The following is a 25,064-nucleotide window of genomic DNA, read 5'->3' as shown; positions in this document are numbered from 1 at the left end:
CCCGCTTCGGGCTTTTTCTGTTTTGGCCGGCCGGATCACGTCAGCACCAGGTTGTCGCGGTGCACCAGCTCCGGCTCGTCGACGTAGCCGAGCACCTCGGCGAAGCGGCTGCTCGGTAGCCCCTTGATCTGGCGGGCTTCCTCGGCGCCGTAATTGCACAGGCCGCGGGCCACCTCGCGGCCGTCGGCGGTCACGCAGGCGACCAGGTCGCCACGGCGAAAATCGCCTTCCACCGCCGTCACGCCCACCGCCAGCAGGCTGCGCCCGGCCTGGCGCAGCACCCGTTCGGCGCCGGCGTCGATGTGCAGGCGCCCGCGCACGCGAAGGTTCCCCGCCAGCCACAGCTTGCGCGCCTGCAGCGGCTCCTGTTCGGGCAGCAGCAGGGTGCCGATGTCAGCGCCTTCGGCCAGTTCGGTGAGCACGTTTTCGATGGCGCCGCCGACGATCCACGTGGCAGCCCCGGAGCGCGCCGCCAGACGCGCCGCGCGCAGCTTGGTCTGCATGCCGCCGCGGCCGAGCGGGCCGCCACTAGGACCGGCCATCGCGTCGAGCGCCGGATCGGCGGTGTGCGCAGTCGCCAGGCGCTGCGCGGCCGGGTTCTGGGCCGGATCGGCGTCGTACATGGCGTCGCGGTCGGTCAGCAGCACCAGCAGCTTGGCTTCCACCAGATTCGCCACCAGGCCGCCCAGGGTGTCGTTGTCGCCAAAGCGCAGCTCGTCGAAGGCGACCGTGTCGTTCTCGTTGACGATCGGCACCACGCCCAGGTCCAGCAGCGTGCGCAGCGTGCTGCGCGCGTTCAGGTAGCGCCTGCGGTCGGCCAGATCGTCGTGCGTCAGCAGCACCTGCGCGGTGTGCACGCCGTGGGTTTGGAAGCAGCTCTCCCAGGCCTGCACCAGGCCCATCTGGCCGACCGCGGCAGCGGCCTGCAGGTCATGGATGGCGTCCGGACGGCGCTCCCAGCCGAGGCGGCGCATGCCTTCCGCCACGGCACCCGAGGACACCACCACCACCTGGCGGCCCTGCGCGCGCAGCCGTACCAGCTGCGCCACCCAGGCGTTGATGGCGGCCATATCCAGCCCGGCGCCGCAGGCGGTCAGCAGCGCGCTGCCGATCTTGACGACCCAGCGCCCGGCGCCGGCATGGGCGGCCCGGATCATTCCCTGGCCTGCAAGGCCTGCTGTTCGAGGTGCCGCATGATGGCCTCGCACAGCGCCTGGCAGCCGCTGCCGGTGGCCGCCGAGATGAGGAACAGTGGCCCGCTCCAACCCAACTCGTCGGCGATCTGGGCGCCGCGCGCGGCGGCTTCGTCCGGCAGCAGCAGATCGGCCTTGTTCAGCACCAGCCAGCGCGGCAGGGCGGCCAGCTCGGGACTGAAGGCTTCCAGTTCCGCAACGATCTTGCGCGCTTCCTGGGCCGGGATGCTGGCCGGGTCGGCCGGCGCGAGATCCAGCACGTGCAGCAGCAGGCGGGTGCGGCCCAGGTGCCGCAGGAACTGCGTGCCAAGACCGGCGCCGGCGGCCGAGCCCTCGATCAGGCCCGGGATGTCGGCCATCACGAAGCGGCGAAAGCGGTCGACCTCGACCACGCCCAGTTCCGGATTCAGCGTCGTGAACGGGTAGTCGGCGATCTTGGGCCGCGCCTGCGACACCGCCGCCAGCAGCGTCGATTTGCCGGCATTGGGCGCGCCCAGCAGGCCGACGTCGGCCAGCAGGCGCAATTCCAGCGCCAGGCGGCGCAGCTCGCCGGGCTTGCCGGGACTGGTCTGGCGCGGGGCGCGGTTGATGCTGCTCTTGTAGCGGGTGTTGCCCAGGCCATGAAAGCCGCCGGCGGCGACCTTCAGGCGCTGGCCGTGGTGCGTCAGGTCGCCGATGATCTCGCCGGTGTCGGCGTCGCGCACCTCGGTGCCCAGCGGCACGGTAACCTCGCGGTCGGCGCCGGCCCGTCCGGTGCGGCAGCTGCCGGCACCGGCGTGGCCGCTTTCGGCGCGAAACTCGCGCTGATAGCGAAAGTCGCTGAGCGTGCTCAGGCCCTCGTCGGCCACCAGATAGACGCTGCCGCCGTCGCCGCCGTCGCCACCGTCCGGGCCGCCGAAGGGGATGTATTTTTCGCGCCGGAACGCCATGCAGCCGTTGCCGCCCTTGCCGCCGGCAACGGTGATGGTGGCTTCATCGACGAATCGCATGGTGGCTGAATCAGGGCGCTACAAACACAAAGCCCCGCCGGAGCGGGGCTTTGGCGCCGGCAAGGCCGGAAAAAACGACGCGGTCAGGCCAGCGGCTCGACGCTGACGAAGCGACGGCTTTTCTCGCCGCCGACACGAAAGCGCACATGCCCCTCGACCAGGGCGAACAGGGTGTGATCCCGGCCCAGGCCGACGTTGTCGCCCGGATGGAACTCGGTGCCGCGCTGGCGCACCAGGATGTTGCCGGCCAGCACGTGCTCGCCGCCGAAGCGCTTGACGCCAAGGCGCTTGGAGACGGAATCGCGGCCGTTGCGGGAACTGCCGGCGGCTTTTTTATGGGCCATGAGTGCTTACTCCTGAACGCGGCGCGCTTAGGGCGCGCCGATGCTGGTGATGGCGATTTCGGCGTAGTGCTGGCGGTGGCCCATCTGCTTCTGATGGTGCTTGCGCCGACGGAACTTGATGATGCGAATCTTCGGGTGGCGGCCCAGCGCGCGCAGCTCGGCGGTCACGGTGGCGCCCTCGACGTAGGGCCGGCCGACCTTCACCTCGGCCCCGGCGCCGACCATCAGCACGCGATCGAAGGTGAGCGTGTCGCCGACGGCGCCGTCCAGTTTTTCCACCTTCAGGACCAGACCCTGCGCCACCCGGTACTGCTTGCCACCGGTTTCGATTACCGCAAACATGGACTTCCCCACTGCCGACACGTGCCGCGCGGGCACGACTGCCCGGCGGGAACAAAAAGGGCGTGGATTCTAGTTCTGGCGGGCGTGCCGGGTCAAATGGCTTGACACCCACCCACCCCGAAACCTAGCATCCGTCGGCTTCACACCCCGCCTGACCGAGTGCATGACTGCCAATCCCCTGGCCGCGCTGCTGGCGCCGGCCGCCGCCGACATGGCGGCCGTAAATGCGCTCATCGAGCAGCGCCTGCACTCGACGGTCCCGACCATCGACCAGTTGTCGGGCTACATCATTCACAGTGGCGGCAAGCGACTGCGGCCGGTGATGGCGGTGCTGTCGGCCCGCGCCTGCGGCTATTCGGGCGACCAGCATTGCCTGCTGGCGGCCATCGTCGAATTCATCCACACCGCCACCCTGCTGCACGACGACGTGGTGGACGAGTCCGAACTGCGGCGCGGACGGGCGACTGCCAACAGCCGCTTCGGCAACGGTCTGAGCGTGCTGGTGGGCGACTTCCTGTACTCGCGTTCGTTCCAGATGATGGTGGAGCTGGGGTCCAAGGAGGTTATGGACGTTCTGGCGACGGCCACCAATCAGATTTCCGAGGGCGAGGTGTTGCAGTTCCTCAATCGCCGTAACGTCGACGCCACGCCCGAGCAGTGCCTGGCCATCGCCCGCAGCAAGACGGCGACGCTGTTCGAGGCGGCCGCCCGCTGCGGGGCCCTGCTGGCCGGGCAGGACCGCGCCGGCCAGGATGCGCTGGGCGATTACGGGCTGCATTTCGGTCTGGCCTACCAGCTGGTCGATGACCTGCTCGACTACCGGGGCGACGCGGCGCGCATCGGCAAGAACCTGGGCGACGACCTGGCCGAGGGCAGCCCGACGCTGCCCTTGGCCTATGCCCTGCAGGCGGCCGATCCGCAGCAGGCGCGCGTGCTGCGCTCGGCGCTGGGCGAGGACGGCGAGCCGGACTTCGCGGCGGTGCTGGCCGTGATTGAATCGACCGGGGCCATCGCGTACACTGCCGGCCTCGCGCAGACCCATGCCGAGCGCGCCCAGGCGGCCCTTTCCGGGCTGCCGGACTCGCCGGCACGGGCGGCCCTGCAGGGGCTGGCCCGGTTTGCAGTTTCCCGGGATTTCTGAGAATCCGCAGCCGCCGCCGGGCGGGCCTGCGGCGCACGTGTCGCAATCGGGGTGTAGCTCAGCTTGGTAGAGCACCGTCTTCGGGAGGCGGGGGCCGGAGGTTCGAATCCTCTCACCCCGACCAGTTGCGAATCTTCGACGCCCCGTCAGCGGACTGTTGACCGGGACGACCTGCTTACATTCGACGCCGGCACATGACGGACCCGCCGACACTGGCACAGGCACGTGTCGGTGTGCTTGGACTCGGTTATGTCGGCCTGCCGCTGGCGGTGGCGCTGGCCGCCCGCTTTCCCACGCTTGGCTTCGACATCGACCGCCAGCGCATCGCGGTCCTGAACGCCGGGCATGACGCGACCGGCGAGGTGAGCGCCGCGCAGCTTCGGGCGAGCGCCTTGCGTTTGTCCTGTGAGTCCGCTGATCTGGCCGACTGCAACACCTATATCGTCACCGTGCCAACGCCGGTGGATACCCACAAGCGACCGGACTTCGGGCCCCTGCTGGCGGCCAGCCGCACCGTGGGGCAGGTTCTGAAAGCCGGCGATGTGGTGGTTTACGAATCCACGGTGTATCCGGGCGCGACCGAGGAAATCTGCGCACCGGTCCTGGAGCGCGAATCCGGCCTGACGCTGAACCGCGATTTTTTCGTCGGCTACAGCCCCGAGCGCATCAATCCCGGTGACCGCGAGCACCGCCTGGAGACGGTGACCAAGATCACCTCCGGTTCCACGCCGGCGGCGGCCCAGTACGTGGACGCGCTGTACGCCACCATCACCAAAACCCACTGCGCCAGCAGCATCCGCGTCGCGGAAGCGGCCAAGGTGATCGAGAACACCCAGCGCGATCTGAACATCGCCCTGGTCAACGAGCTGGCGCTGATCTTCAACCGGCTCGGCATCGACACAACGGAAGTGCTGGAAGCGGCCGGCACCAAGTGGAATTTCCTGCCGTTTCGACCGGGCCTGGTCGGCGGTCACTGTATCGGTGTCGATCCGTATTACCTCACGCACAAGGCGCAGGAGATCGGCTACCACCCGGAAGTGATCCTGGCTGGCCGGCGCATCAACGACGGCATGGGTCGCTACGTGGCGGAGCGCGTGGCACGTCTGCTGATTCGCCGCCGGCTGCCGGTGGCCGGTGCGCGGGCGCTGGTGCTGGGCATCACGTTCAAGGAAAACTGCCCCGACGTGCGCAACACCCGCGTCGTGGATGTGGTGCGCGAGCTCGAAGATTTCGGCATGGCGGTCGACGTGCATGATCCGTGGGCGGATGCGGCGGTCTGCGACGAGGAATACGGCATCCACCTGTGCGCCGAGCCGGTGGCGGGGGCCTATAGCGCCGTTGTCCTGGCGGTTGCGCACCGCCAGTTTGTCGATCTGGACGCCGAGCGGCTCGGTGCCCTCAAGGCGCCGCGAGCGGTGGTTTACGACATCAAGTCGGTGCTGCCGCGCGACCAGGTGGACGAGCGGCTGTGAGCGCGGAGCAGATTCAAATGGCGCCGATGCGCATCCTGGTTACCGGCACGGCCGGTTTCATCGGCGGGGCCGTCGCCCATCGCCTGCTCGATCAAGGCCATCAGGTCATCGGCCTGGACGAGGTCAACGATTACTACGACGTGAACCTGAAGCTGGCGCGCCTGGCCCGCTTGACGCCGCGGGCCGGCTTCACGGAAGCGCGCATCAGCCTGCAGGACCGCCCGGCCATCGAGCGGCTGTTCGCCGACAAGCGCCCGCAGCGGGTGATCCACCTGGCCGCGCAGGCCGGCGTGCGCTACTCGCTGACCCATCCGCACGCCTATGTCGACTCGAACCTGGTCGGCTTCATGAACATCCTGGAGGGCTGTCGCCACAACGGCGTCGAGCATCTCGTCTACGCCTCCAGCAGTTCGGTCTATGGCGCCAACACCAAGCTGCCGTTTTCAGAGCACGATCTGGCCGACCATCCGCTGAGCCTGTACGCGGCCACCAAGCGCTCGAACGAACTGATGGCGCACTGCTACGCGCACCTGTACGGCCTGCCGGTGAGCGGGCTGCGCTTCTTTACCGTCTATGGCCCGTGGGGCCGGCCGGACATGGCGCTGTTCCTGTTCACGCGCGCCATCCTGGCCGGCGAGCCGATCGAGGTGTTCAACCAGGGCCACCACCGGCGCGATTTCACGTACATCGACGACATCGTCGAGGGCGTGCTGCGCGTCACCGCCCGCGTGGCGGCGCCCAATCCCGGCTGGGATGGCGAGAATCCCGATCCGGCCACCAGCCGGGCGCCGTTTCGCGTCTACAACATCGGCAACAACCGTCCGGTGGAGCTGCTGCGCTACATCGAGGTGATCGAGGACTGTCTGGGCAGGAAGGCGGTCAAGAACCTGCTGCCCATGCAGCCCGGGGATGTGCCGGAGACCAGCGCCAACATCGACGACCTGGGCGCGGATGTCGGTTATCGACCAGCGACACCGGTCGAAATCGGTGTGCGCAATTTCGTCGCCTGGTACCGCGATTACTACAAGGTCTGACCGGCCTTTCTCAGCCGCCGAATCGCGCCAGATCGCCCTTGCCCGGCCGCACCACGCGCGCCACGCCGTCCTCGAAGGCCACCACGGTGCTGACCTGGTAGTCGCCGGGCCCGGCGTCCAGCAGCAGGTCCACCTGCTTGCCAAGCCGGTCTTCGATGTCGTCCGGGTCAGTCAGCGGAAACTCGTCGCCCGGCAGTTGCAGGGTGCTGCACAGCAGTGGCTCGTCGCGCAGCGCCAGCAGACCCTGGGGCACCGGATGGCTGCTGATGCGCACGCCGACCGTGCGCCGCTTGTCCTGCAAACGCTTGGGCACCTCGCGCGTCGCCGCCAGCAGGAAGGTGTACGGTCCCGGCGCGGCAGCGCGCAGCAGACGATGCTCGGTGGTGCCCAGCGTGGCGTAGACGGATACCTGTTTCAGGTCGCGGCACAGCAACGTGAACGGGTGATCCTCGTCCAGCCGGCGCAGGGCGCGGATGCGCTGCATGGCCGCCTTGTCGGTCAGATCGCACAGCAGCACATAGCTGCAGTCGGTCGGGCAGGCCAGCAGCGCGCCGCCGGCGACGGCTTCGGCCGCCTTGCCCAGCAGGCGCGGCTGGGGATTTTCGGGGTGCAGGTGAAAGCGCTGCATGGGGTTCTGGCGAGGGATCCGGCGGAGCCTGGGCCGGGCATGGTAGCGTTTAACGCCCCGGCAAGGCCGAGCGCTGCGCACTGTGTGCGGGTGATTTCGGCACGAATTTTCAGAGGTTGTCCGGTTTGAAACTGCTGTTCGATTTCCTGCCCATCATCGTGTTCTTTGCCGCCTACAAATGGGCCGGCATCTATTGGGCCACCGGGGCTGCGGTCGCAGTGGCGGCGCTGCAGATCGTGGCCCTGCGCGTACTGCGCCGGCCGATCGACAAAACACAGTGGTTCAACCTGGCCCTGCTGGCGGGCCTGGGCGGACTGACCATCTTCCTGCGCGACGAGCGCTTCATCATGTGGAAGCCGAGCCTCATCAACTGGGCCTTTGCCATCGCCTTCGGGCTGAGTCTGTTCGGTCAAAGACCGCTGACCGAGCGCATGCTGGGCGCTCAGCTGGTCCTGCCGCGCAGCGTGTGGCGGCGGCTCACGGCAGGCTGGGTGCTGTTCTTCCTGCTCGGCGGCGCCCTGAATGCCTACGTCGCCTTCGTTTACCAGGTGACGCCGCAGAGCCTCGATGCCGACCGGCAGGCGATCTACGCCCAGGTGGCCGAGGACGACGGTGCCTACGCGCGTGCGGTCCAGGGCAAGGCCCTGGCGGATATGGACGCCGCGCAGCGCGCCGAATTGACCGCCCTGGCGCCAGCCCAGCGGCAGGCCGCCTACCTGCACAAGCTGCACCAGGACATCTGGGTCAACTTCAAGCTGTTCGGACTGCTCGGCCTGACGCTGCTGTTCGTCCTGGCGCAGGGTGTTTACCTCAGTCGCCACCTGTCGCCGGACACTGGCGCCCGCGAGTCCGCCGTATGAATCCGGCCGCCGACAACCCGCGCATGGCGCGCATCCAAGCCATGCTCACGCAGGCGCTGGCGCCGACCCGCCTGGAGCTTGTCGACGACAGTCACCGGCATGCCGGTCACGCCGGTGCGCGCCAGGGCGGGCACTTCACGCTGCGCATCGCGGCGCCCGGTTTTGCCGGCAAACGCCCGCTCGAATGCCATCGGATGATCTACGCGGCGCTCGGCGAGCTGATGCAGACCGACATCCACGCCTTGAGCATCGATCTGCTGCCAGATGCGGCCGTGGACCTTGAATAACTCCCGACTGCAGCCGCGGCGGGTTCACGAATAACAGCATCAGGAGGAGACCCCAATGACGCAGAGAACCGGCAAGCGGGCCGTATTGGTGGCGGCCAACCAGCCGCTCGAAATCTGGGAGCGTCCGGTGGTCGATCCGGGCCCGGGCGAGGTATTGGCGCGCCTGACCCACGGCGGCGTGTGCGGCACCGACGTGCACTTCTGGCGTGGCGAGGTGCCCCTGCCGGGCCCGGTCGTGCTCGGCCACGAGGGAGTGGCGGTGATTGAAATGCTGGGCGCCGGCGTCAGCACCGACTACGCCGGCACGCCGGTGGCGGTGGGCGATCGGGTGTACTGGCAGCCGGTGGCGCCGTGTCAGCGCTGCTATGCCTGCACCGTGCTGGGCGATGTCTCCATGTGCGAGAACGCCTTTGCCGGCATTTTCGGCAATGCCGACGGGCCGACCACCGCCAGTTACTGCGACTACGCCACCCTGCGCGCGGGGCTGCCGTTCTATCGCGTGCCGGACGACACGCCGTCGGACGCCGTGATCGCGCTCGGCTGCGCCCTGCCGACCATGCTGCAGGGGCTGGAGCGCCTGGGCGGCATCCGGCCGGGCATGAGCGTGGTGGTGCAAGGTTGCGGGCCGGTGGGCCTGGCGGCCACGCTGCTGGCGCATCTGTCCGGTGCCGCGCCGCTGATCGTGATCGGCGCCCCGGCCCGGCGCCTGGCGGTGGCCTGCCAGTTTGGCGCCACGCACACGCTGGACATGGACGAACTGCCCGATGCCGCAGCGCGCGCGGCGCGAGTGCGGGAACTCACCGGCGGGCGCGGTACCGACGTCGTGATCGAGGCGGCCGGCGCGGTACCGGCCTTCGGCGAAGGTCTGCAGCTGATCGCCCGCGGCGGGCGCTACCTGATCGTCGGCCTGTGGTCCGCGCCCGGCACAGTGCCGGTCGAGCCGCGGATGATCAACAACCTGAACCTGCGCATCATCGGCACCGCCCTGTCGCAGCCCCGCCACCTGTACCAGGCCCTGCAGGTGGTGCAGGCACATCATCGGCGCTTCCCGCTGGCCGCGGCGGTGACTCACCGTTACCGCATCGAGGACAGCCAACAGGCGCTGGAAGCCGTGGCCCGGCTGGAGACCGTGAAGGCGGTGATCGCTCCGGCAGCCTGATCTGCTTGCCAGCGGGCGGCAGCAGGCGGCAATCGGCCCTGCGCCTTGACGTGACCGGCGCCGGGCAATCTAATACGCACCCCGCGCGCCGCAGCTGCGCACGGTACGCAGCGCTTTTCCCTGTTGGCCAGGTAGCTCAGTCGGTAGAGCAGTGGACTGAAAATCCACGTGTCGGTGGTTCGATTCCGCCCCTGGCCACCAAATCCTTTCTCCGGCGCCGGCGTCTGGGCGTTCCATGCCTTCCCGGTTGCAGAGCGTGACGTAACGGCGCAGGGCTTGCTCCAGATCCTTGCCTGGAAATGGGCGTGCACAGCAGGTCGGCGATACGCCCATTGAAGCGCTCGACCGTCCCATGAGTGTGCCGCTGGCGCCGGGGCGTCAGGGCGTAACCAAGCCCCAACGGCAGCACCGGCTGGGGTCGCCACGGCGCTTGGCACGGACTCTTTTCGTCAACGCACAGCACCAGTGCCTGATCGGAAGGGCTCAGATATAGCCCGACGACCGGTCCTGCGCAGTCACCGACAACTCAGCGTCCCCGATGCCAAGCCTACCGCTTGCATCGTGCAAATCGTGGCAAGTTACATTCGGGACGCAACACTAGGCGCCAGCGTCGGTCGGCGCCTTGATTTCGCCGCGCAGGCCAAGCTCCACCTGGATGCGATGGGCGATGCGCTCGGCGTGCTGGCGATCGTCGAAAGGCCCGGCGGTCACCTGATGGCGGCCGGCGAATGGCCGGTGCGAGGCCGGTACCGGGGGACCCAGGTGGCGCAGTTGTGCCACCAGCTTGCGGGCATTGTTCTCGCCGCTGTAGTCGCCCAGATCCAGATACCAGGCGCCCTGTGGCAGGGTTGGTGCCGGCGGCGCGAGCGCCTGTTCGACCGGCGCGTCATACAACGGTGCCGTGGCCAGATAGGCGCTTTGGTCCGGTGCCTCGCGCAGCACCGGTAGCGGATATCCGGGCTGCGCCTGCACGTAGGTACGCACGCGGCCCCAGTCGACGTCGGCATCGCTGCGGCCGCGGGCAACCAGCGCCTTGCGGATGGCCACTGCGGCGACGGCTTCGCCGGCGCTTGCCGTCATCGCATGTTCTTCCAGCGGCCGGTGCACTTCCAGCAGCAGCTGGTCGCCCTGCCAGCCGGCCAGGATGGGTTGGTTGACGATCGTCACTTCGGAGCCGACATCGGTTTCGTCATGCAGACGCGTGATGTCCTCAGGGTAAAGCTGCAGACATCCATGCGTGACCCGCAGACCGGTACCGGCCGGTTTGTTGGTGCTGTGGATGATGTAGGTCGGCCAGCCAAGGTCCAGCACGTGGGTACCGATCGGATTGTCCGGCCCGCCCGGCACCACGGCCGGCAACGGATCACCACGCAGCGCATGCGCACGGCGCACGGAAGCTGGCACGCGCCAGTCGGGGTAGGCCCGCTTGCGGGTCACGCGCGTAGTGCCCAGAGGCGTTGGGTACTCCTCGCGGCCGATGCCGATGGGGTAGCTCACCACCCGCCGCCGGCCGGCAGCGTCCGGTGGCAGGAAATGAAATAGCCGCCGTGCCGCGACATTGGCTACCAGACCGCTGCGTGGTGCCTCCGGCAGGACCTGCGCCACGGGCAACACCACTTCCCGCCCGTCGCCAGGCAACCACACATCCACGCCGCGATTGGCCCATTCCATCTCGTCGTAGCCCAGATGAAACCGGCGAGCGATATCGAGCAGGGTCTCGTCGCCGCGCACGCGCGTCACTTGATTCGTGCCCAGCACCTGTTGCGCGGGCGCCAGATCGAAGGTCAGCTGTGGGCCGGGCGATGCCGCGCGCGCTGGCGCGACGATCTTGGGTGCCGGAGGCGGCAGCGGGATGACCGGCTCTTTCATGCAGCCGGTGAGCAGCAGCGAAAGCAACAACAGGCCGGGACAGCAGGCCCCGCCAGCGATCAGGCGGCCGGTCGTACGGTCAGGCATTGCCGACGTTGCGGTCGAAGGGCGAGTGGAAATACGAGCTCTCCTCGGCCGACTCGCGCGCCTCGTCCAGCAGCTGCTGCAGGCGCATTTCGGCGGTGGCCATCTCGGCGCAGGAGCGGCACGACGGGTCGGCGCAGGGCTGATGCGTGTACAACCAGAAATGCACGATACCGGACAGCATGCCGGACGCGATTTCCCAGGCATCGGCCTCCGGGTTGGCATCCAGGAATTCGTTGCCCAGCGCGACGACGCGGTCGGCAACGTCATCGAACAGGGGGTCGGAGTCGGCGGAATTCATGGCGATAGCCCTCGCGGGCGTGGCGGCAGCGACGTGCATTCTAGCGCCGCCCGACCCGCACGGACTGATCGCAGGGCCTTACACCGGCGCGCGCAGTGGACCGAGGTGGCCCCAGAAGCTGATGTCGTCGTACTCGACCACCTGCCAGTCTTCCTCGTTCTCGATGGTGCGCCCGCCGCAGCCGTATTCGAGCTCGAAACCCGACGGGGTCATCGTGTAGAACGAAACCACCTCGTCGTTGGTGTGCTTGCCCAGCGACATGGTGACCTTGCGGCCCTGGCGCAGGGCCAGCTCGTTGCCCATGCCGACGTCGTCGAGCGAGTTCACCTCGATCATGATGTGGTGGAACACGTCCTGCGGGCCGCCGAGCAGCGCGAAGCTGTGATGGCGCGCGTTCAGGTGCATGAAGCAGGCCCGGGATTGCACCGGTTTGATGAAGATGTAGTCCGAAACGGTCAGTCCCAGCACGCCGTAGAAGGCCATCATGGCGTCCATGTTCTTGGTCATGAACACGATGTGCCCCAGACCCAGCTCGCCGGTCTTGAAGCCGCCGAACTGGCGCGCCGGCGTGAACGGACAGCCGCTCAGCTGCCCGTAAAACAGCTCCACCCGGTTGCCGCCCGGATCCGTGAACACGCGCAGGTCCACCACCTTGCGGAATGTGCGTTCGGCTTCGGTGCCTTCAGCCGCCGGATAGCCCAGCGCCGTCAACTCCGTCGTCAGGCGATCGAGTTCGGCGCGCGTGGCGACGTCCCAGCCGCTGTAGGCAAAGCCCGGCGCGGCGGATTTGTGGATGGCAAAACGGTGATGCTTTTCGTCCATGCGCAGGCGCAGCGTGTCGGCGGTCTGATCGACCACCTGCATGCCCAGCACCCCGGTAGCGTACTGGCGCCAGTCATCAAGATCCGTGGCGTTGAAGCCGACGTAGCTGAGTGTGTGCAGACTCATGTATTCCCTCTCCGGTCGAAATGCGCAGGCCGCTCAGGCCCGCAGAAAATCAAGATGCAGCCGGTTGAACAGCTCCGGCTCTTCCCACTGCGGCCAGTGGGCGCTTTGCTCCAGCACCACCAGGCGGGCGTCCGGGATGTGGCGCATGGCCGCCTCGGCCAATTCCACCGGCTGACCGGGGTTGTGGCGCGTCCACAGCACCAGGGTCGGACATTGGATGTCCTTCATCAGCTCGGGCCGCATCCACTGGGAGGTCCAGGCGTCGTCCACCACCCGGCCCAGCGTGGACACGGCGATCTTGCCCATGTGCTGCTGCATGCCCGGCTGTGCGTAGATGGCGTAGCGGATGGCCACCACCTCGTCGGTGAGGGTCTTGTCCGGCTCGGCCATCAGCCAGGCCATGCGCGCGCGCACCGCGTCCATGGTCAGGTTGCCAGCAGCTTTCTTGGACCGCTCCAGGGCGTCGATCAGCTCCTGTTTGCCCTTGGCGTTGGGCGGCGCCAGGATGCCGGTGTTCAGCACCAGCTTCTTGACCCGCTGCGGCTGGCGGATGGCGGTCCAGGCCGACACCATGGCACCCAGCGATTCGCCCGAAAGACACGCACTGTCGGCACCGATGGCGTCCATGAAGGCCAGCAGGTGGTCGGACCACACCTGCATGGTGTAGTCGCCGTCGTAGTGGTCGGTATAGCCGTGGCCAAGCATGTCGATGGCGTACACGTGGAAGTGCTTGGCGTGCGCGGCCAGATTGCGCATGTAGGCCTCGGCATGGCCGCCGGTGCCGTGCAGGAAGATCAGCGGCGGGCCGTCGCCGCACTCGATGGCGCGCGTGCGGTAGCCGCCGGCCTGATAGAAGGTCTGCCGAAACGGCACGCCCAGCATGTCGACCCAGATGGTGCTCATGTCCTGCTCCTCGGCTGCGTTGTCTTGGCGTGGTCTTGGGGTGTAGAAGTGCGCCCACGAACGGGCGTTCACGTGCGCGGGGGCGCAGTTTAGCAGCCCGCGCGGCGCCGGTTGCCGGCGTTTTCTGCCATCGAATTGACGAAAAACAGATCAGGAACAGGAAGGAGAACAGGCATGGAACCCTTGCTCGTAAAACACATCGTCGAGCGTGCTGCGATTTGCTTCCCGCGGCGCGAGATCGTCGCCCGCAGCGCCGGCGAAGGGCGCTTTGCCTACACCTACGCCGAGTTCTACCAGCGCCTGCAGCGTGCCGCGCATGTGCTGGACCGTCTGGGCGCCGGGCGCGGCGAAACCGTCGGCGTTCTGGGCTGGAACACCCACCGCCACCTCGAAATCGACTACGCGACGATCTGCAAGGGCTCGATCTACCTGGGCCTGAACTTCCGGCTCGACGTGGATGCGCTGGTCTACACCTGCAACCTGGCGCAGGTGCGGGTGCTGGCGGTCGATCCCGAGCTGCTGCCGCTGGCCGAGCAAGTGGTGGCGGCCGGCGCCAATACCGTGCGCGCCTTTCTGCTGCTGGGCGACCGACCGGCGCCGGCCACAACGCTCGCGCCGCTGTTCGATTACGAAACCGAACTGGCCACGGCACCCGCCGAGTACGCCTTTCCTGACGACGTGGACGAGAACGCCACCGTGTGTGTGAGCTTCACCGGCGGCACCACCGGCCGGCCCAAGGGCTGTCCGTACTCGAACCGTTTCCTGGTGCTGCGGGCCTTGACGCGCCAGTCGGCGCAGTCGCTGGGCCCGTACCGCGGCGACGACGTGCTGCTGATCATCCCGCCGATGTTCCACGCGCACGCCTTCAACCTGCCGATGGACGGCATGATCGCCGGCGCCAAGCTGGTGCTGCCCGGCGTGCACCCGGACGGTCACGCGGTGGCGCGGCTGGTGGCCGATGAAGGCGTGACCCGGCTGATGGCCAACCCGGTGCTGGGCAAGCTGGTGCTGGCGGCGGCCGCCGAGCGCGATCACGACCTGTCCAGCCTGCGCTATGTGGGCTTCGGCGGCGACATCGTGCCGCGCGACATGGCGCAGCGCTTCCTGGCCATGGGCGTGAAGCTGCGCTGCGGCGGGCATGGCATGGCCGAGTCGCTGGCCGACCACACGGCGGCGTTTTACGACGAACTGGCCGGCGCCGACCCGGACGCCGCCTTCACGCGCATGCTGGACGGGAACTGCGGCCTGCCGATCGTCGGCGCGCAGGTGCGCGTGGTGCGCGAGGACGGCGCACCGGTGGCCGCCGATGGCGTCGAGACCGGTGAGATCCAGCTCAAGGGCTGGCACGTGATCGGCGAGTATTTCCGTGATGCCGCCAACACCGAAGCGTTGTTCACCGAAGGCGGCTGGCTGCGCACCGGCGACGTCGGCGTGCGTTTTGCCGATGCCAGCATTGCCTTCGTCGGGCGTACCAAGGACATGATCAAGTCCGGCGGCGAGTGGATTCCGGCGCTGACCCTGGAACACGCCCTCTCGGAGCACCCGTCGGTGGCCGAGGTGTGCGTGATCGGCGTGCCGCACCCGACCTTTGGCGAACGACCGCTGGCGCTGGTCACCGCCCGGCCGGGACAGGTGATCGACCCGGCGGCGCTCCGCGAGCACCTGGCCGGCCACCTGCCGCGCTGGATGCTGCCCGACTGTCTGCCGGTGGACGACATTGCCAAGACCACCGTCGGCAAGTTCAACAAGGCGCTATTGCGCGAGCAGTACCGCGGGTATCACGCCGCATAGTTGAGCGCTTCAGCGACCGCCCAGCGCCGCCCAGCGGGGACAGTTTTGCAGGTGATCGTTGACCACGCCGACGGCCTGCAGGTAGGCATAGCAGATGGTGCTGCCGACGAACTTGAGGCCGCGCCGCTTCAGGTCCGCGGAGAGTGCATCCGACAGCGCCGTGCGGGCCGGCACGTCGGACATTTCATGCCACACGTTGTGAATCGCGCGGCCGTCCACCCGTTGCCACAGGTAACGGCCGAAGCTGCCGAATTCGGCCTGCACGGCAAGAAACGCCCGCGCGTTGCCGATCGAGGCATCGATCTTGAGCCGGTTGCGCACGATGCCGGCGTCCGCCAGCAGCCGCGCCCGGTCGGCGTCGTCGAAAGCCGCCACGCGCGCCACGTCGAAGTTGCAATACGCCGCCCGATACGCCGGGCGCTTGTTCAGGATGGTCGACCAGGACAGGCCGGCCTGCGCACCCTCCAGGATCAGGAACTCGAACAGCACGCGGTCGTCGTGCTGCGGCACGCCCCATTCGCTGTCGTGATAGGCGATGTCGAGCGCGCTGCGCGCCCAGGGACAGCGCTCGGGGGACGCTTCGGTCATCGCCACACCGCTGTCGGCCGGAACATCAAGCCGGCCACCGCACCGCGGCGCGCACACGCGCCGACGCTTCGTCCAGGCTTGCAGCGTCCGCTCCCAGCAGAGCCAGCGTACCGGGCCCGAAGGCCTCGATACGGCCGGCCTGATTGCCGCGGAAAAACACCTGCGCCCTGGCGTGCTCGGGCAGCAACATCACGACCACCGGGCCGGCTGAGGTCTGCAATATCAGATGGGCAATGGTGCGACCGAAAAAATCGCAACGATCGGCAAACACCACGCCCGCCAATTCGCCCTCCAACCGGGCACCCACCGCTTGCAGGCTGCCCACCACCTGTGCCGCGGGCCGCACCGCGCCCGACTGGGCGTGGTGATCGATCGCATGCGCGTACACCCGCTGCTCGAGGCCAGTGAAGGAGGGCAGCAGCCACACCGTCAGCACCACAGCGGCGCCCGCGAGGGCCGCAACGGCCAGTTCCGGCCAGCGCCTGGTAGGCCGGGCCGGCGCGGCGACCCCGACAAAACCCATCAGACCCAGCGCCCCGTTGACTGCCCGCATCTGCCGCAGCAGGCGCCGGCAGTGATCGCAAATCAGCAAATGGGCGCGCAGTTGCAGCGCTGCGCGCCAGGGGAGCGCGCCCTCCAGGTGGTCGCTGGCGTGGTCGGTGACATCCTTGCAGCTAAACATTGTCGCCCCGTTGATAGGCCTCCACCGCCGCCCACACGCGCAGGCGCGCGCGGTGCAGCAGCACTCTGGCGTTAGTCGCACTCACGTCGAGCGCATTACAGATTTCCTCCAGCGGCTGACCGGCCAGGTCGCGCAGGGTCAAAACCGCGCGCTGGTTCGAGGGCAGTGCGTCGATGGCTTTTGCCAGAACTGCCTGCAGTTCGCCGTTGGCCATCAAGGCCTCCGGCGTCTCGGCATGCCAGGGCTGAGGCGGCGCGTGCCAGTGGCCGTTGGGATCAAAACGCGGCGCCAGGGCGGCCAGGTCGTCCTCGTTCGTGAAATCCCCGGCGGCGATTTCGCGCTTGCCGCGTCGCAGGCGCGAGATGGCGGTGTTGGTCAGGATGCGCAGTACCCAGGTGCTCAGGCTGGCCCGAGCCTCGAAGCGCGGCAGCGCCCGCAGCACCGCCTCCCAAGTGTCCTGCACCACGTCGTCGGCCGCGGCGGCCCCGACCAGCCCGCGCGCCACCCGTTTCAGGCGGCCGCCCAGAATCTGCACCAGGTGCTGAAAGGCTGCCTGCTCGCCCGCCTTCAGGCGGACCAGAAGTGCCGGTTCATCCCAATCCTGTGCCAAAGCGCTGTCTCTGGAACTGCTGTGTGGTCATGCGAGCGTGGTTTTAACACGGCGGTTGCCTCGACAGACTCGCGCGCCGCCTGGGCGGCAGGCGTAGTTACTCTTTGCATCGACGCCTGTAACGTTGCCCCCGGCAACGCGTCTAAGACCCGGACCGCGGTCATGCCCGCGGTTTCGTGGCTGCCATTGCGGGGCCATGCTTCGCCTTCATTCTTCCAAGGAGTAACCGACATGGCTGGACGTAAATCCCAGGGTCTGCTGATCGCCGGCGCCGCAGCGGCACTGTTTGCCGCCGGTGGCCTTGCGCCGCTCAGCGCCCAGGCCGAAGACGCCAAGGTGCAGTGCATGGGCGTGAACGCCTGCAAGGGCAACAGCGACTGTGCCACCGCCAGCAACGCCTGCAAGGGTCAGAATGCCTGCAAGGGCAAGGGCGTCAAGGCAATGACCGAAGCGGAATGCAAGGCCGCCGGCGGCACGGTGGCGTCCGAGTGATCGGTCGGGCCGGGGCAGCGCCCCGGCCCTTTTTTAGGGCAGGATCCATGTCCCCGTTACCGTCGCTGGGCTTCGGCCTTGGCCTGCGCAAGGAACACTTTGCCGACCTGCTGGCCACACCGCCGGCCAGCGTCGACTGGTTCGAGGCGATTTCCGAGAACTTCATGGTCGCCGGCGGCAAGCCGCTGGCAGTGCTGGAGCAGGTGCGGCGCGACTTTCCGCTGGTGCTGCACGGGGTGTCGCTGTCGATCGGCGGCATCGATCCGCTGAGTGCCGATTATCTGGACCGGCTGGCGGCGCTGATCGACGGCATCGAGCCGGCCTGGGTGTCGGATCACCTGTGCTGGACCGGTGTCGATGGCGTCAACCTGCACGACCTGCTGCCGCTGCCTTACACGCAGGAGAGCCTCGACCATGTCGCCGGTCGCGTGCGGCAGGTGCAGGATCGGCTGCGGCGCCGGCTGGTTCTGGAGAACCCGTCGACCTACCTGACCGCCGCCGGCAACAGCCTCACCGAGTGGGAGTTCCTGGCCGCCCTGGCCGAGGAAACCGATTGCCTGCTGCTGCTCGACGTGAACAACGTTTATGTGTCCGCCTGCAACCACGGCTTCGATCCGCTGCAGTATCTGGCGGCAATCCCGCCCGCGCGGGTGGTGCAGCTGCACATCGCCGGTCACCGTGACGTGGACGGCTTCAAGATCGACACCCACGACGCGCCGGTCTGCGATGCCGTCTGGGCGCTGTACGCGCAGGCGGCGCAGCGATTTCCCGCCGCAGCAACGCTGCTTGAACGCGACGACGCCATCCCGCCGCTGCCGGAGTTGATCGCCGAGCTGGACCGGGCGCGTGCCATCGCCGCCCGGCAGGAGGCGGCATGAGCACGCTGGCCGAGTTTCAGCGCGCCCTGGCCGGTCACGTTCTGGCAGGTACGGTCTTGGCACCCGGGCTTGTCGTGGACGGCGATCCGTTTCCCGCCGCCCGGCGCCTGTCGGTCTACCACAGCGCCTACCGGCTGCGTCTGACGGACGCCCTGGGCGCGGATTTCCCGCTGCTGCGCGGCTTGCTGGGCGAGCACGGCTTTGCGCGCCTGGCTGCGGATTACATCGCCGCCTGTCCGTCGCGCTCGTTCACGCTGCGCGATTTCGGCCATGCGCTGGCCGATTTCCTTGCGCGCCACGGGCCGTACCGCCGCCGGCCCTGGCTGCGCGCCACGGCGATCTTCGAATGGTCACTGCTGGCGGCCTTCGACGCCGCGGACGTGGCTAACCTGACGATGGCGGACCTGGCCGGCGTGCCGCCGGCGCAATTCCCGCGGCTGCGGTTTCGCTTTGCGCCCGGGGTGCAGGTGCTGCGCCTGCGCTGGAACGTGCAGCAGGCCTGGCGCGCCTTGCAGGAGGGTACAGCCCTGGAGCCGCCGCAGCGGCTGCCGGCAGGCGTCGATTGCCTGGTTTGGCGGCGCGAGGAGCGGGTGTATTTTCGTACCCTGCCGCTCGACGAGGCGGCGCTGCTGAAGGCACTGATGAAAGGCCGCAGTTTCGCAGCGGCCTGCGGTGTCCTGGCTCGCGTCAGGAGCGACCAGGATGGCGGTCGACGGGCGGCTGAACTGCTGGCAGCCTGGCTGGCGGACACGCTGCTTGCGATGCCCTGCGGAAACGCTGAATGATTCAGACGTTCCTGAACGCCGATTGCGCGGCGCGGGAAATGGTGGCTATGGGTGGACTCGAACCACCGACCCCGGCATTATGAGTGCCGTGCTCTAACCGGCTGAGCTACATAGCCATTGCCCGGAAGGGCGCGTAGTTTAGCAGCAAAGAGTTTGCCGGCCGAAGCCTTTCGGCGACATCTCGCCGGCTCCCGATCGTTCCGCCGCGTCCTGCCTGAAGGAGCCTCCCGTGTACCGCATGTTCCGTCGCCCCGGCCGGGCGTTTGCCGCCGTGGGTCTGCTGCTGCTGTTGTCCGGCTGTGGCCAGACCGGGCCGCTGTATATGCCGCCGCCGGAGGCACCCGCCGCGCCGCCGGCCGCCGAATCGACTCCGCCTGCCCAGCCGGCACAGTGAGCCCCCTGCAGTACCGCGGCGGCGCGCTGCACCTGGAGCGCGTTGCGCTGGAGGCCGTGGCCCAGCGTTTCGGCACGCCCTGTTATGTCTACTCACGGGCCGCCATCGAGGCGGCCTACCGCGCCTACGACGCCGCGTTCGGCGACCGGCTGCACCGGGTCTGCTACGCGGTCAAGGCCAATTCCAACCTCGCCGTATTGAACGTGTTGGCACATCTGGGCGCCGGCTTCGACGTGGTGTCGGGCGGCGAGCTGGCGCGCGTGCTGCGCGCCGGGAGCAAGGCCGATCGGGTGGTGTTCTCCGGCGTCGGCAAAAGCGCCGCGGAGCTGCGCCAGGCGCTCGCGGCCGGTATTGCCTGCTTCAACGTGGAATCCGCCGCCGAGCTGGAACGCCTGAATCAGGTAGCCGGTGAAATGGGCCTGCGTGCGCCGGTCGCGCTGCGCGTGAATCCGGACGTCGACGCCGGCACCCACCCCTACATCTCGACTGGCCTCAAGGAAAACAAGTTCGGCATCCCAGCCGGTGACGCGCTGGCGCTGTACCGACGCGCCGCCAGCCTGCCCGGCCTGCGCGTGCAGGGCATCGCCTGCCACATCGGCTCGCAGTTGACGGACCTGGCCCCACTGCGCGAGGCAGCCGGGCGCATCGCGGCCTTGCGCGAGGCCCTGCTGGCCGAGAGCATCGCCATCGACCAGGTGGACCTTGGCGGGGGGCTCGGCATCGCCTATCGCGACGAAACCATTCCCGGCGCGGCCGAGTACGCCGCCGCCATCAGTGCGCCGTTTGCCGGCAGCGGGGTCGAGATTTCGATCGAACCGGGGCGCTCCATCGTCGGCCCGGCCGGCGTGCTGCTGACGCGGGTCGAATATCTGAAGCCCGGCGCGCAGCGCAATTTCGCCATCGTCGATGCGGCCATGAACGACCTGCTGCGCCCGGCGCTCTATGACGCGCACCACGCGGTGCTGCCGCTGCGCGAGGCCGGCGGCGAGGCCAAGGTTTGGGAGCTGGTCGGCCCGGTGTGCGAGAGCGGCGATTTCCTTGCCCACGCACGCACGCTGGCGCTGGCCGAGGGCGATCTGCTGGCGCTACGCGACGCCGGCGCCTACGGCTTTGCCATGAGCAGCAACTACAACACCCGGCCGCGACCGGCCGAGGTGATGGTCGATGGCGACCGGATACACCTGATCCGCGCCCGCGAGACGCTGGACGACCTGTGGCGCGGCGAGGAAATGTTGGCCGAATGAGGCGCCATCGGGCGGCGGGGCACGATACCCCGCCGCCTGACGCCACAATCAGAACGAGAAACCGACGCCGGCGTTCACGCCGTGATCGTCCAGGCTCGACGTCGGACCATTCTTGTCCATGTAATCGAGCTTGAGCACCACCTGCTCCGACAGCCAGTAGTTCACACCGACGTCGATTTGCTTGAACGCACTGTCGGCGCTGTCGCCGGCGGCGGTGTCCCAGCGGTTGTAGCGGGCAAACACGCCCCACCGGTCGTTCAGGCGCCAGGACGGCTCCACGTACCAGCCGTTCTGTTCGTCGCGGCCGAGCGACTGCGCCTGATCGCCGCCGATGTCCCAGCCGGCGTACAGCGCCCGCAGCCCGAACGGTCCGCGCTGCAGCACGGCGTGCGTCTCCCACAGGAAGGCTCGGGCGCGTTCGCCTTCGCCCTGCGTCAGGTCGTCCTGGTACTGCCCCGACAGCGCAAGCTCCAGGCCGGGGATGCCCTGGTAGCGGATGCGGGCGGTCATGGCGGGGTCTTCCGCCACTGCATTGGCCACTTTCTGGCGGCCGCTGCGCAGGCGCAGCGCGTTGCCACCGGTAATCGGCGTTTTCAGGCCGGAATGCGCCGCGACGTTATAGCCCCAGCCGGGCGCCAGGTCGCCGTGCAGGCCGACCCCGCCCTCCCACCAGGTGGTGGGAATGATTTCGGTCTCGACCGGGTTGCGTTCCACGCCGTAGAACGTGTCCGGCTCGTGGTGCTCGTTCAGGATGCCCAGCGGCAACAAAAACAGGCCGACCTGTGCGTGCTGGCTGTCGGTCAGGTCGCGTTCGATATACGCCTGTTCGAGTTCGATCTCGCCTTTCTGGCCCTCGCCGGCGATCGAGTGTTCGATCTCGACTTCGGCAAACAGTCGCGTGCGCGCATCGAACTCGTGCCCCAGGAACAGCACGAAGCGGTGAAAGTCGATCTCGTCCTTGCTCTGCAGGCTGTTCCAGTGCATCTCGCCGTAGGCGCCGAGGCTGGTCTTCTCGGCCCAGGACGGGCCGCGCGCGGCGGCTTCCTGTTCGGCCTGTGCCACGGCCTCGCCGGTGGCGGCCACCTGTTGCTTGATCTGCTGGTTTTCGTTCTTCAGCGTGGCGATTTCCTGCTGCGCCGCGGCCAGCTGCGCCTGCAGTTGCGCCAGGGTCTGTTCGATGGCATCGATCGACGTGGCGCCGTGCGCCGTGGATGTCACCGCGCCGCCCAGCAGCGCGGCAGCGAGCGCGCCACGTGCGCGATTCTGAGCTTTCATGGTCCCTCCCTCGTGTGTTGACGCCGTGGCCAGGGTGCCAGGGCGGGAGGGATTCTATATCAAAACAAGAACGATTCGCATTTGATTGTAGCGACACTTACCGCCCTCGTCGTGATGATGGCGGTGCGCTTTCTCGGTCACAGGTCTCGTTGCCGGCGATAATGCGGACGTCCCCTGCCACGCTCCGAGTCGCCGTGCGCTGCCTGGTCTTACGCCACGCCCCCGCCGAGTCCGGCCTGCCGGATGCCGACCGTCCGCTGAGTGCGGCCGGCGTCAGCCTGCTGCGTCAGGTGCGCGGGCCGCTGCAGACGCTGGTGCCGGACCTTGGCCTGATCGCGCACAGCCCGCTGCGCCGGGCCCGCGAAACGGCTGCATTGCTGGCGGAGGTATTCGCTGTACCGACACAGGAAACCGCTACCCTGGCGCCGGGCGGCCTTGAGGATTTGCTGCTCTGGCTGGCAGGACAGCCCGATGCCGTGGCACTGGTCGGCCACGAGGACGATCTGAGCTACTGGGTATGTCACATGCTGACCGGCGAGGCAGGACGGTTTTTTCACTTTGAACGGGCGGGCGCTTGTCTGCTCGAGTTTCGCGGTCCGTTGCGGGCTGGCGCAGCCGAGCTGCGCTGGCTGCTGGGGCCTGAGCACCTGGCCCGCATGGCGCGCCGCTGACGCTACCGAGAACCGATGAATACGCCTGCCATGGCCATGACGCCGCCCGCGCAAGCTCCGGAATTCGTCGCCGCGTTCGACACCATCGCCGCGGTCGATCTGGGCTCGAACAGCTTTCACCTGATGGTGGCGCGCGTCACGGGCAGCGAACTGCAGGTGGTCGATCGCCTGCGCGAGCCGATACGCCTGGGCGCGGGCCTGGATGGGGACGGCAATCTGACGCCGACGATCTGCGCCGATGCGCTGGCCTGCCTGCGCCGCTTCGGCGAGCGCCTGCGTCGGCTGCCGGCGGGCGCGGTGCGCGCGGTCGGCACCAATGCCCTGCGTCTGGCTGACAACAGCGAGCGCTTTCTGGCCGATGCGCAGCGGGCGCTGGGACATCCGATCGAGGTCGTCTCCGGCGTCGAGGAGGCGCGACTGATTTACCTCGGCGTCGCCCACAGCATTCCGGACGACGGGCGTAAGCAGCTGGTGATCGACATCGGCGGCGGCAGCACCGAGATGATCATCGGCCGTCATTACCAGCCGTTGCGGCTGGAGAGTCTGTATCTGGGCTGCGTGTCGCACAGCCAGCGGTTTTTCAGTGACGGGCGCATCACCGCCGCCCGTCTACGCGAGGCCGAACTGGCCGCCCTGATCGAGCTCGAACCGATCATTTCCGACTACCGTGCGCTGGGCTGGGAGCGGGCCATCGGTGCCTCCGGCAGCATGGTGGCGGTGGCCGATGCGCTGCGCGTGGCCGGTCTGGCCAGTGGCGGCATCACCGCCGCCGGGCTGCGGCAGCTGCGCAAGCGCGTGCTCAAACTCGGCCGTGTGGAGAAGCTGACGCAACTTGAAGTCCGGGCCGATCGGCTGCCAGTGTTCATGGGCGGGCTGGCCATCGTGACGGCACTGTTCGAGGGACTGGGCATCACGCGCCTTGAAATCTCCGATGGTGCGCTGCGCCAGGGCCTGCTCTACGACCAGCTCGGCCGCATCCACAACGCCGACATCCGCGACCTCACCGTGGCCCAGCTGGCGCGCCGTTACCATGTGGATGGCGCGCACGCCCGGCGCGTGGCGCGCACCCTGCAGCGCTGCCTGGGCATGGTCGGCGCTGCCTGGGAGCTGACCGATCCGCACCACGCGCGCTTGCTCACCTGGGCCGCGCAGCTGCACGAAATCGGCCTGGACGTGGCCCATGCCCAGTACCACAAGCACGGCGCGTACATCCTGGAGCATGCCGACCTGGCCGGTTTCTCGCGCCAGGAACAGCACCAGCTGGCACTGCTGGTGCGTGTGCACCGGCGCAAGTTCGCGCTCACGGAATTCGCCACGCTGGCCGACGACACGCGCCAGTCCCTGACCCGCCAGGCGGTCATGCTGCGGCTGGTGGTGGCGCTGCATCGCAGCCGCGCGGCGCTGCGCCTGCCCCGGTTCACGCTGCGTGCGGCGGGCAACACGCTGACCATCGACTTCCCGCCGGCCTGGCTGGACCGCCATCCGCTGACCGGCGCCGATCTTGCGCAAGAGGCGCAGTTCCTGGCGCCGGCCGGTTTCACGCTGCGGATCGGCGAGGACTGAGCCGGTGGCGCAGGTGGACGTGTCTGGCCAGCCACGCGCCAGGCTGCGGCTGGACCTGGCGCCCGGCGTGTCGTTGGGTCCGGGCAAGGCCGAGCTGCTGCGGGGCATTGCCGAGACCGGTTCGATCTCCGCCGCCGGGCGACGCATCGGCATGAGTTACAAGCGCGCCTGGCAACTGGTCGATTGTCTGAACCGTGACTTTGCGGCGCCACTGGTCAGCGCCAGCCGTGGCGGTGCGCACGGTGGCGGCGCCGCGCTGACGCCGCTCGGTGCCGAGGTTTTGACCCTGTATCAGTCGCTGCAAGCGCAGGCCGCAACGGTGTTGCACGATGGCCTGATGCGGCTGGCCGAAAAGCTGGCGCCGCGATCTGCGGACCCGGATCGCCACCGCAGTGACGACCTCGGGGCTGGCAAAACGCGCGTCGTTGATTGATTTTCTTTATATTCAATGGGAAATAACGAACGCCGACCGACGCGCTGCCATGCCCAGGCCGCAGCGCCGACGCGCCACTCATTCCCCAACACCTCCAAGGAGAT

Annotated in this window: 28 protein-coding genes, 3 tRNA genes and 2 pseudogenes; 17 read left to right on the top strand and 16 right to left on the bottom strand. The window is 68.2% G+C overall.

The window, feature by feature from the left end:
- Positions 1 to 35: 35 nt before the first annotated feature.
- The 4 genes from proB to rplU form a co-directional block, all read right to left on the bottom strand.
- Positions 36 to 1,154: a glutamate 5-kinase gene (proB, locus tag PG2T_RS10880; RefSeq protein ID WP_068808242.1), complete on the bottom strand. Its 1,119-nt coding sequence runs from the start codon at positions 1,152 to 1,154 to the stop codon at positions 36 to 38.
- Positions 1,154 to 2,182: an Obg family GTPase CgtA gene (gene cgtA, locus PG2T_RS10875; RefSeq protein ID WP_068805200.1), complete on the bottom strand. Its 1,029-nt coding sequence runs from the start codon at positions 2,180 to 2,182 to the stop codon at positions 1,154 to 1,156. The genes proB and cgtA overlap by 1 nt, the downstream gene beginning before the upstream one ends.
- An 83-nt stretch (positions 2,183 to 2,265) precedes the next feature.
- Positions 2,266 to 2,526 (bottom strand): 50S ribosomal protein L27, encoded by a 261-nt coding sequence (gene rpmA, locus PG2T_RS10870; protein ID WP_068805197.1) that lies wholly within the window; start codon positions 2,524 to 2,526, stop codon positions 2,266 to 2,268.
- A 27-nt stretch (positions 2,527 to 2,553) separates the two neighbouring features.
- Complete coding sequence (gene rplU / locus PG2T_RS10865; protein ID WP_068805196.1) at positions 2,554 to 2,868, bottom strand: 50S ribosomal protein L21; 315 nt, start codon at positions 2,866 to 2,868, stop codon at positions 2,554 to 2,556.
- Between the two features lie 163 nt (positions 2,869 to 3,031).
- Between rplU and PG2T_RS10860 the strand changes: the two genes are divergently transcribed.
- The 4 genes from PG2T_RS10860 (at position 3,032) to PG2T_RS10845 (ending at position 6,515) form a co-directional block, all read left to right on the top strand.
- Positions 3,032 to 4,009 carry a polyprenyl synthetase family protein gene (locus tag PG2T_RS10860; protein WP_068805194.1) on the top strand — a complete coding sequence of 326 codons (978 nt, stop codon included), beginning with the start codon at positions 3,032 to 3,034 and terminating at the stop codon, positions 4,007 to 4,009.
- Between the two features lie 47 nt (positions 4,010 to 4,056).
- Positions 4,057 to 4,133 (top strand) — tRNA-Pro (locus PG2T_RS10855).
- Between the two features lie 70 nt (positions 4,134 to 4,203).
- Positions 4,204 to 5,481 carry a nucleotide sugar dehydrogenase gene (locus PG2T_RS10850; RefSeq protein WP_068805192.1) on the top strand — a complete coding sequence of 426 codons (1,278 nt, stop codon included), beginning with the start codon at positions 4,204 to 4,206 and terminating at the stop codon, positions 5,479 to 5,481.
- A 26-nt stretch (positions 5,482 to 5,507) separates the two neighbouring features.
- Positions 5,508 to 6,515: an NAD-dependent epimerase gene (locus PG2T_RS10845; RefSeq protein WP_068808239.1), complete on the top strand. Its 1,008-nt coding sequence runs from the start codon at positions 5,508 to 5,510 to the stop codon at positions 6,513 to 6,515.
- Positions 6,516 to 6,525: 10 nt separating this feature from the next.
- On the opposite strand, the gene PG2T_RS10840 is transcribed toward PG2T_RS10845, so the two are convergent.
- A complete protein-coding gene (locus tag PG2T_RS10840; protein WP_068805190.1) occupies positions 6,526 to 7,143 on the bottom strand; it encodes an L-threonylcarbamoyladenylate synthase in 618 nt (205 codons plus the stop codon).
- A 125-nt stretch (positions 7,144 to 7,268) separates the two neighbouring features.
- On the opposite strand from PG2T_RS10840, the gene PG2T_RS10835 reads away from it, so the two are divergent.
- The 4 genes from PG2T_RS10835 (at position 7,269) to PG2T_RS10820 (ending at position 9,650) form a co-directional block, all read left to right on the top strand.
- Positions 7,269 to 8,003 (top strand): inner membrane-spanning protein YciB, encoded by a 735-nt coding sequence (locus PG2T_RS10835; RefSeq protein ID WP_068805187.1) that lies wholly within the window; start codon positions 7,269 to 7,271, stop codon positions 8,001 to 8,003.
- A complete protein-coding gene (locus PG2T_RS10830) occupies positions 8,000 to 8,290 on the top strand; it encodes a BolA family protein (RefSeq protein ID WP_068805185.1) in 291 nt (96 codons plus the stop codon). Before PG2T_RS10835 ends, PG2T_RS10830 begins: the two co-directional genes overlap by 4 nt.
- A gap of 55 nt (positions 8,291 to 8,345) precedes the next feature.
- Positions 8,346 to 9,449: a zinc-binding dehydrogenase gene (locus tag PG2T_RS10825; RefSeq protein WP_068805182.1), complete on the top strand. Its 1,104-nt coding sequence runs from the start codon at positions 8,346 to 8,348 to the stop codon at positions 9,447 to 9,449.
- A gap of 125 nt (positions 9,450 to 9,574) precedes the next feature.
- A tRNA-Phe gene (locus tag PG2T_RS10820) sits at positions 9,575 to 9,650 on the top strand.
- A gap of 145 nt (positions 9,651 to 9,795) precedes the next feature.
- Here PG2T_RS10820 and PG2T_RS17040 read toward each other — a convergent pair.
- The 5 genes and pseudogenes from PG2T_RS17040 to PG2T_RS10800 all read right to left on the bottom strand — a co-directional run.
- Positions 9,796 to 9,951, bottom strand: a pseudogene (locus tag PG2T_RS17040) (IS630 family transposase); the annotation flags it as partial.
- A 95-nt stretch (positions 9,952 to 10,046) separates the two neighbouring features.
- Entirely contained in the window at positions 10,047 to 11,405 is a 1,359-nt protein-coding gene (locus PG2T_RS10815; protein WP_068805179.1) for a L,D-transpeptidase family protein, read from the bottom strand.
- Positions 11,398 to 11,703 carry a hypothetical protein gene (locus PG2T_RS10810; protein ID WP_068805176.1) on the bottom strand — a complete coding sequence of 102 codons (306 nt, stop codon included), beginning with the start codon at positions 11,701 to 11,703 and terminating at the stop codon, positions 11,398 to 11,400. Before PG2T_RS10810 ends, PG2T_RS10815 begins: the two co-directional genes overlap by 8 nt.
- Before the next feature lie 78 nt (positions 11,704 to 11,781).
- Positions 11,782 to 12,651: a VOC family protein gene (locus tag PG2T_RS10805; protein ID WP_068805173.1), complete on the bottom strand. Its 870-nt coding sequence runs from the start codon at positions 12,649 to 12,651 to the stop codon at positions 11,782 to 11,784.
- A gap of 33 nt (positions 12,652 to 12,684) precedes the next feature.
- Positions 12,685 to 13,554, bottom strand: a complete 870-nt coding sequence (locus PG2T_RS10800) for an alpha/beta fold hydrolase (protein ID WP_068805170.1) — start codon at positions 13,552 to 13,554, stop codon at positions 12,685 to 12,687.
- A gap of 174 nt (positions 13,555 to 13,728) precedes the next feature.
- Between PG2T_RS10800 and PG2T_RS10795 the strand changes: the two genes are divergently transcribed.
- A complete protein-coding gene (locus tag PG2T_RS10795; protein ID WP_068805167.1) occupies positions 13,729 to 15,345 on the top strand; it encodes an AMP-binding protein in 1,617 nt (538 codons plus the stop codon).
- A gap of 9 nt (positions 15,346 to 15,354) precedes the next feature.
- Here PG2T_RS10795 and PG2T_RS10790 read toward each other — a convergent pair whose 3' ends face one another.
- The 4 genes and pseudogenes from PG2T_RS10790 to PG2T_RS10780 all read right to left on the bottom strand — a co-directional run bounded on the left by PG2T_RS10790 (position 15,355) and on the right by PG2T_RS10780 (position 17,225).
- Entirely contained in the window at positions 15,355 to 15,933 is a 579-nt protein-coding gene (locus PG2T_RS10790; protein ID WP_068808235.1) for a DNA-3-methyladenine glycosylase I, read from the bottom strand.
- Positions 15,934 to 15,958: 25 nt separating this feature from the next.
- Positions 15,959 to 16,486, bottom strand: a complete 528-nt coding sequence (locus PG2T_RS10785) for a DUF3379 family protein (protein ID WP_162493356.1) — start codon at positions 16,484 to 16,486, stop codon at positions 15,959 to 15,961.
- A 63-nt stretch (positions 16,487 to 16,549) separates the two neighbouring features.
- A pseudogene (locus tag PG2T_RS17035) lies at positions 16,550 to 16,615 on the bottom strand (hypothetical protein); the annotation flags it as partial.
- On the bottom strand, positions 16,608 to 17,225 hold the full coding sequence (locus PG2T_RS10780) for an RNA polymerase sigma factor (protein WP_068805160.1): 618 nt from the start codon (positions 17,223 to 17,225) through the stop codon (positions 16,608 to 16,610). The gene PG2T_RS10780 and the pseudogene PG2T_RS17035, both read right to left, overlap by 8 nt.
- A gap of 231 nt (positions 17,226 to 17,456) precedes the next feature.
- Between PG2T_RS10780 and bufA2 the strand changes: the two genes are divergently transcribed.
- Genes bufA2 through PG2T_RS10765 form a run of 3 tightly spaced genes read left to right on the top strand, consistent with a single transcriptional unit; the run spans position 17,457 to position 19,380 of the window.
- Positions 17,457 to 17,717 (top strand): BufA2 family periplasmic bufferin-type metallophore, encoded by a 261-nt coding sequence (gene bufA2, locus PG2T_RS10775; RefSeq protein ID WP_068805157.1) that lies wholly within the window; start codon positions 17,457 to 17,459, stop codon positions 17,715 to 17,717.
- A 47-nt stretch (positions 17,718 to 17,764) separates the two neighbouring features.
- On the top strand, positions 17,765 to 18,595 hold the full coding sequence (bufB, locus tag PG2T_RS10770) for an MNIO family bufferin maturase (protein WP_068805154.1): 831 nt from the start codon (positions 17,765 to 17,767) through the stop codon (positions 18,593 to 18,595).
- On the top strand, positions 18,592 to 19,380 hold the full coding sequence (locus PG2T_RS10765) for an HvfC/BufC N-terminal domain-containing protein (protein WP_068805150.1): 789 nt from the start codon (positions 18,592 to 18,594) through the stop codon (positions 19,378 to 19,380). The genes bufB and PG2T_RS10765 overlap by 4 nt, the downstream gene beginning before the upstream one ends.
- A gap of 39 nt (positions 19,381 to 19,419) precedes the next feature.
- On the opposite strand, the gene PG2T_RS10760 is transcribed toward PG2T_RS10765, so the two are convergent.
- Positions 19,420 to 19,496 (bottom strand) — tRNA-Met (locus tag PG2T_RS10760).
- A gap of 122 nt (positions 19,497 to 19,618) precedes the next feature.
- On the opposite strand from PG2T_RS10760, the gene lptM reads away from it, so the two are divergent.
- Both lptM and lysA read left to right on the top strand, forming a co-directional pair.
- On the top strand, positions 19,619 to 19,774 hold the full coding sequence (gene lptM, locus PG2T_RS15800; RefSeq protein WP_083215046.1) for an LPS translocon maturation chaperone LptM: 156 nt from the start codon (positions 19,619 to 19,621) through the stop codon (positions 19,772 to 19,774).
- Positions 19,771 to 21,018 (top strand): diaminopimelate decarboxylase, encoded by a 1,248-nt coding sequence (gene lysA, locus PG2T_RS10755; protein ID WP_202816321.1) that lies wholly within the window; start codon positions 19,771 to 19,773, stop codon positions 21,016 to 21,018. Before lptM ends, lysA begins: the two co-directional genes overlap by 4 nt.
- A gap of 48 nt (positions 21,019 to 21,066) precedes the next feature.
- Here the strand turns inward: lysA and PG2T_RS10750 are convergent, their stop codons facing one another.
- Positions 21,067 to 22,293 (bottom strand): outer membrane protein, encoded by a 1,227-nt coding sequence (locus tag PG2T_RS10750; protein WP_068805146.1) that lies wholly within the window; start codon positions 22,291 to 22,293, stop codon positions 21,067 to 21,069.
- Positions 22,294 to 22,487: 194 nt separating this feature from the next.
- Between PG2T_RS10750 and PG2T_RS16260 the strand changes: the two genes are divergently transcribed.
- The 3 genes from PG2T_RS16260 to PG2T_RS10735 are packed head-to-tail and all read left to right on the top strand — an operon-like array spanning position 22,488 to position 24,960.
- Complete coding sequence (locus PG2T_RS16260; protein ID WP_068805143.1) at positions 22,488 to 22,964, top strand: SixA phosphatase family protein; 477 nt, start codon at positions 22,488 to 22,490, stop codon at positions 22,962 to 22,964.
- Between the two features lie 15 nt (positions 22,965 to 22,979).
- Positions 22,980 to 24,527 (top strand): Ppx/GppA phosphatase family protein, encoded by a 1,548-nt coding sequence (locus PG2T_RS10740; RefSeq protein WP_202816320.1) that lies wholly within the window; start codon positions 22,980 to 22,982, stop codon positions 24,525 to 24,527.
- Positions 24,528 to 24,531: 4 nt separating this feature from the next.
- Positions 24,532 to 24,960 carry a winged helix-turn-helix domain-containing protein gene (locus PG2T_RS10735; RefSeq protein WP_068805140.1) on the top strand — a complete coding sequence of 143 codons (429 nt, stop codon included), beginning with the start codon at positions 24,532 to 24,534 and terminating at the stop codon, positions 24,958 to 24,960.
- The last annotated feature ends 104 nt before the right edge of the window (positions 24,961 to 25,064 follow it).

The sequence above is a fragment of the Immundisolibacter cernigliae genome (assembly GCF_001697225.1).
GTDB classification, from domain to species: domain Bacteria; phylum Pseudomonadota; class Gammaproteobacteria; order Immundisolibacterales; family Immundisolibacteraceae; genus Immundisolibacter; species Immundisolibacter cernigliae.
This window is presented reverse-complemented; position numbering and strand designations above follow the sequence as displayed.

Bases quoted from the DNA above. Each gene is read 5' to 3' on its own strand.
- PG2T_RS10850 (WP_068805192.1), top strand. From the start codon at position 4,204: ATGACGGACCCGCCGACACTGGCACAGGCACGTGTCGGTGTGCTTGGA.
- PG2T_RS10740 (WP_202816320.1), top strand. From the start codon at position 22,980: ATGAATACGCCTGCCATGGCCATGACGCCGCCCGCGCAAGCTCCGGAA.
- PG2T_RS10765 (WP_068805150.1), top strand. From the start codon at position 18,592: ATGAGCACGCTGGCCGAGTTTCAGCGCGCCCTGGCCGGTCACGTTCTG.
- rplU (WP_068805196.1), bottom strand. From the start codon at position 2,868: ATGTTTGCGGTAATCGAAACCGGTGGCAAGCAGTACCGGGTGGCGCAG.
- PG2T_RS10815 (WP_068805179.1), bottom strand. From the start codon at position 11,405: ATGCCTGACCGTACGACCGGCCGCCTGATCGCTGGCGGGGCCTGCTGT.
- PG2T_RS10810 (WP_068805176.1), bottom strand. From the start codon at position 11,703: ATGAATTCCGCCGACTCCGACCCCCTGTTCGATGACGTTGCCGACCGC.
- PG2T_RS10825 (WP_068805182.1), top strand. From the start codon at position 8,346: ATGACGCAGAGAACCGGCAAGCGGGCCGTATTGGTGGCGGCCAACCAG.
- PG2T_RS10795 (WP_068805167.1), top strand. From the start codon at position 13,729: ATGGAACCCTTGCTCGTAAAACACATCGTCGAGCGTGCTGCGATTTGC.
- PG2T_RS10785 (WP_162493356.1), bottom strand. From the start codon at position 16,486: ATGCGGGCAGTCAACGGGGCGCTGGGTCTGATGGGTTTTGTCGGGGTC.
- PG2T_RS10845 (WP_068808239.1), top strand. From the start codon at position 5,508: ATGCGCATCCTGGTTACCGGCACGGCCGGTTTCATCGGCGGGGCCGTC.
- PG2T_RS10860 (WP_068805194.1), top strand. From the start codon at position 3,032: ATGACTGCCAATCCCCTGGCCGCGCTGCTGGCGCCGGCCGCCGCCGAC.
- lptM (WP_083215046.1), top strand. From the start codon at position 19,619: ATGTTCCGTCGCCCCGGCCGGGCGTTTGCCGCCGTGGGTCTGCTGCTG.
- PG2T_RS10830 (WP_068805185.1), top strand. From the start codon at position 8,000: ATGAATCCGGCCGCCGACAACCCGCGCATGGCGCGCATCCAAGCCATG.
- bufA2 (WP_068805157.1), top strand. From the start codon at position 17,457: ATGGCTGGACGTAAATCCCAGGGTCTGCTGATCGCCGGCGCCGCAGCG.
- PG2T_RS10800 (WP_068805170.1), bottom strand. From the start codon at position 13,554: ATGAGCACCATCTGGGTCGACATGCTGGGCGTGCCGTTTCGGCAGACC.
- PG2T_RS10840 (WP_068805190.1), bottom strand. From the start codon at position 7,143: ATGCAGCGCTTTCACCTGCACCCCGAAAATCCCCAGCCGCGCCTGCTG.
- rpmA (WP_068805197.1), bottom strand. From the start codon at position 2,526: ATGGCCCATAAAAAAGCCGCCGGCAGTTCCCGCAACGGCCGCGATTCC.
- PG2T_RS10750 (WP_068805146.1), bottom strand. From the start codon at position 22,293: ATGAAAGCTCAGAATCGCGCACGTGGCGCGCTCGCTGCCGCGCTGCTG.
- bufB (WP_068805154.1), top strand. From the start codon at position 17,765: ATGTCCCCGTTACCGTCGCTGGGCTTCGGCCTTGGCCTGCGCAAGGAA.
- PG2T_RS10805 (WP_068805173.1), bottom strand. From the start codon at position 12,651: ATGAGTCTGCACACACTCAGCTACGTCGGCTTCAACGCCACGGATCTT.
- PG2T_RS10790 (WP_068808235.1), bottom strand. From the start codon at position 15,933: ATGACCGAAGCGTCCCCCGAGCGCTGTCCCTGGGCGCGCAGCGCGCTC.
- cgtA (WP_068805200.1), bottom strand. From the start codon at position 2,182: ATGCGATTCGTCGATGAAGCCACCATCACCGTTGCCGGCGGCAAGGGC.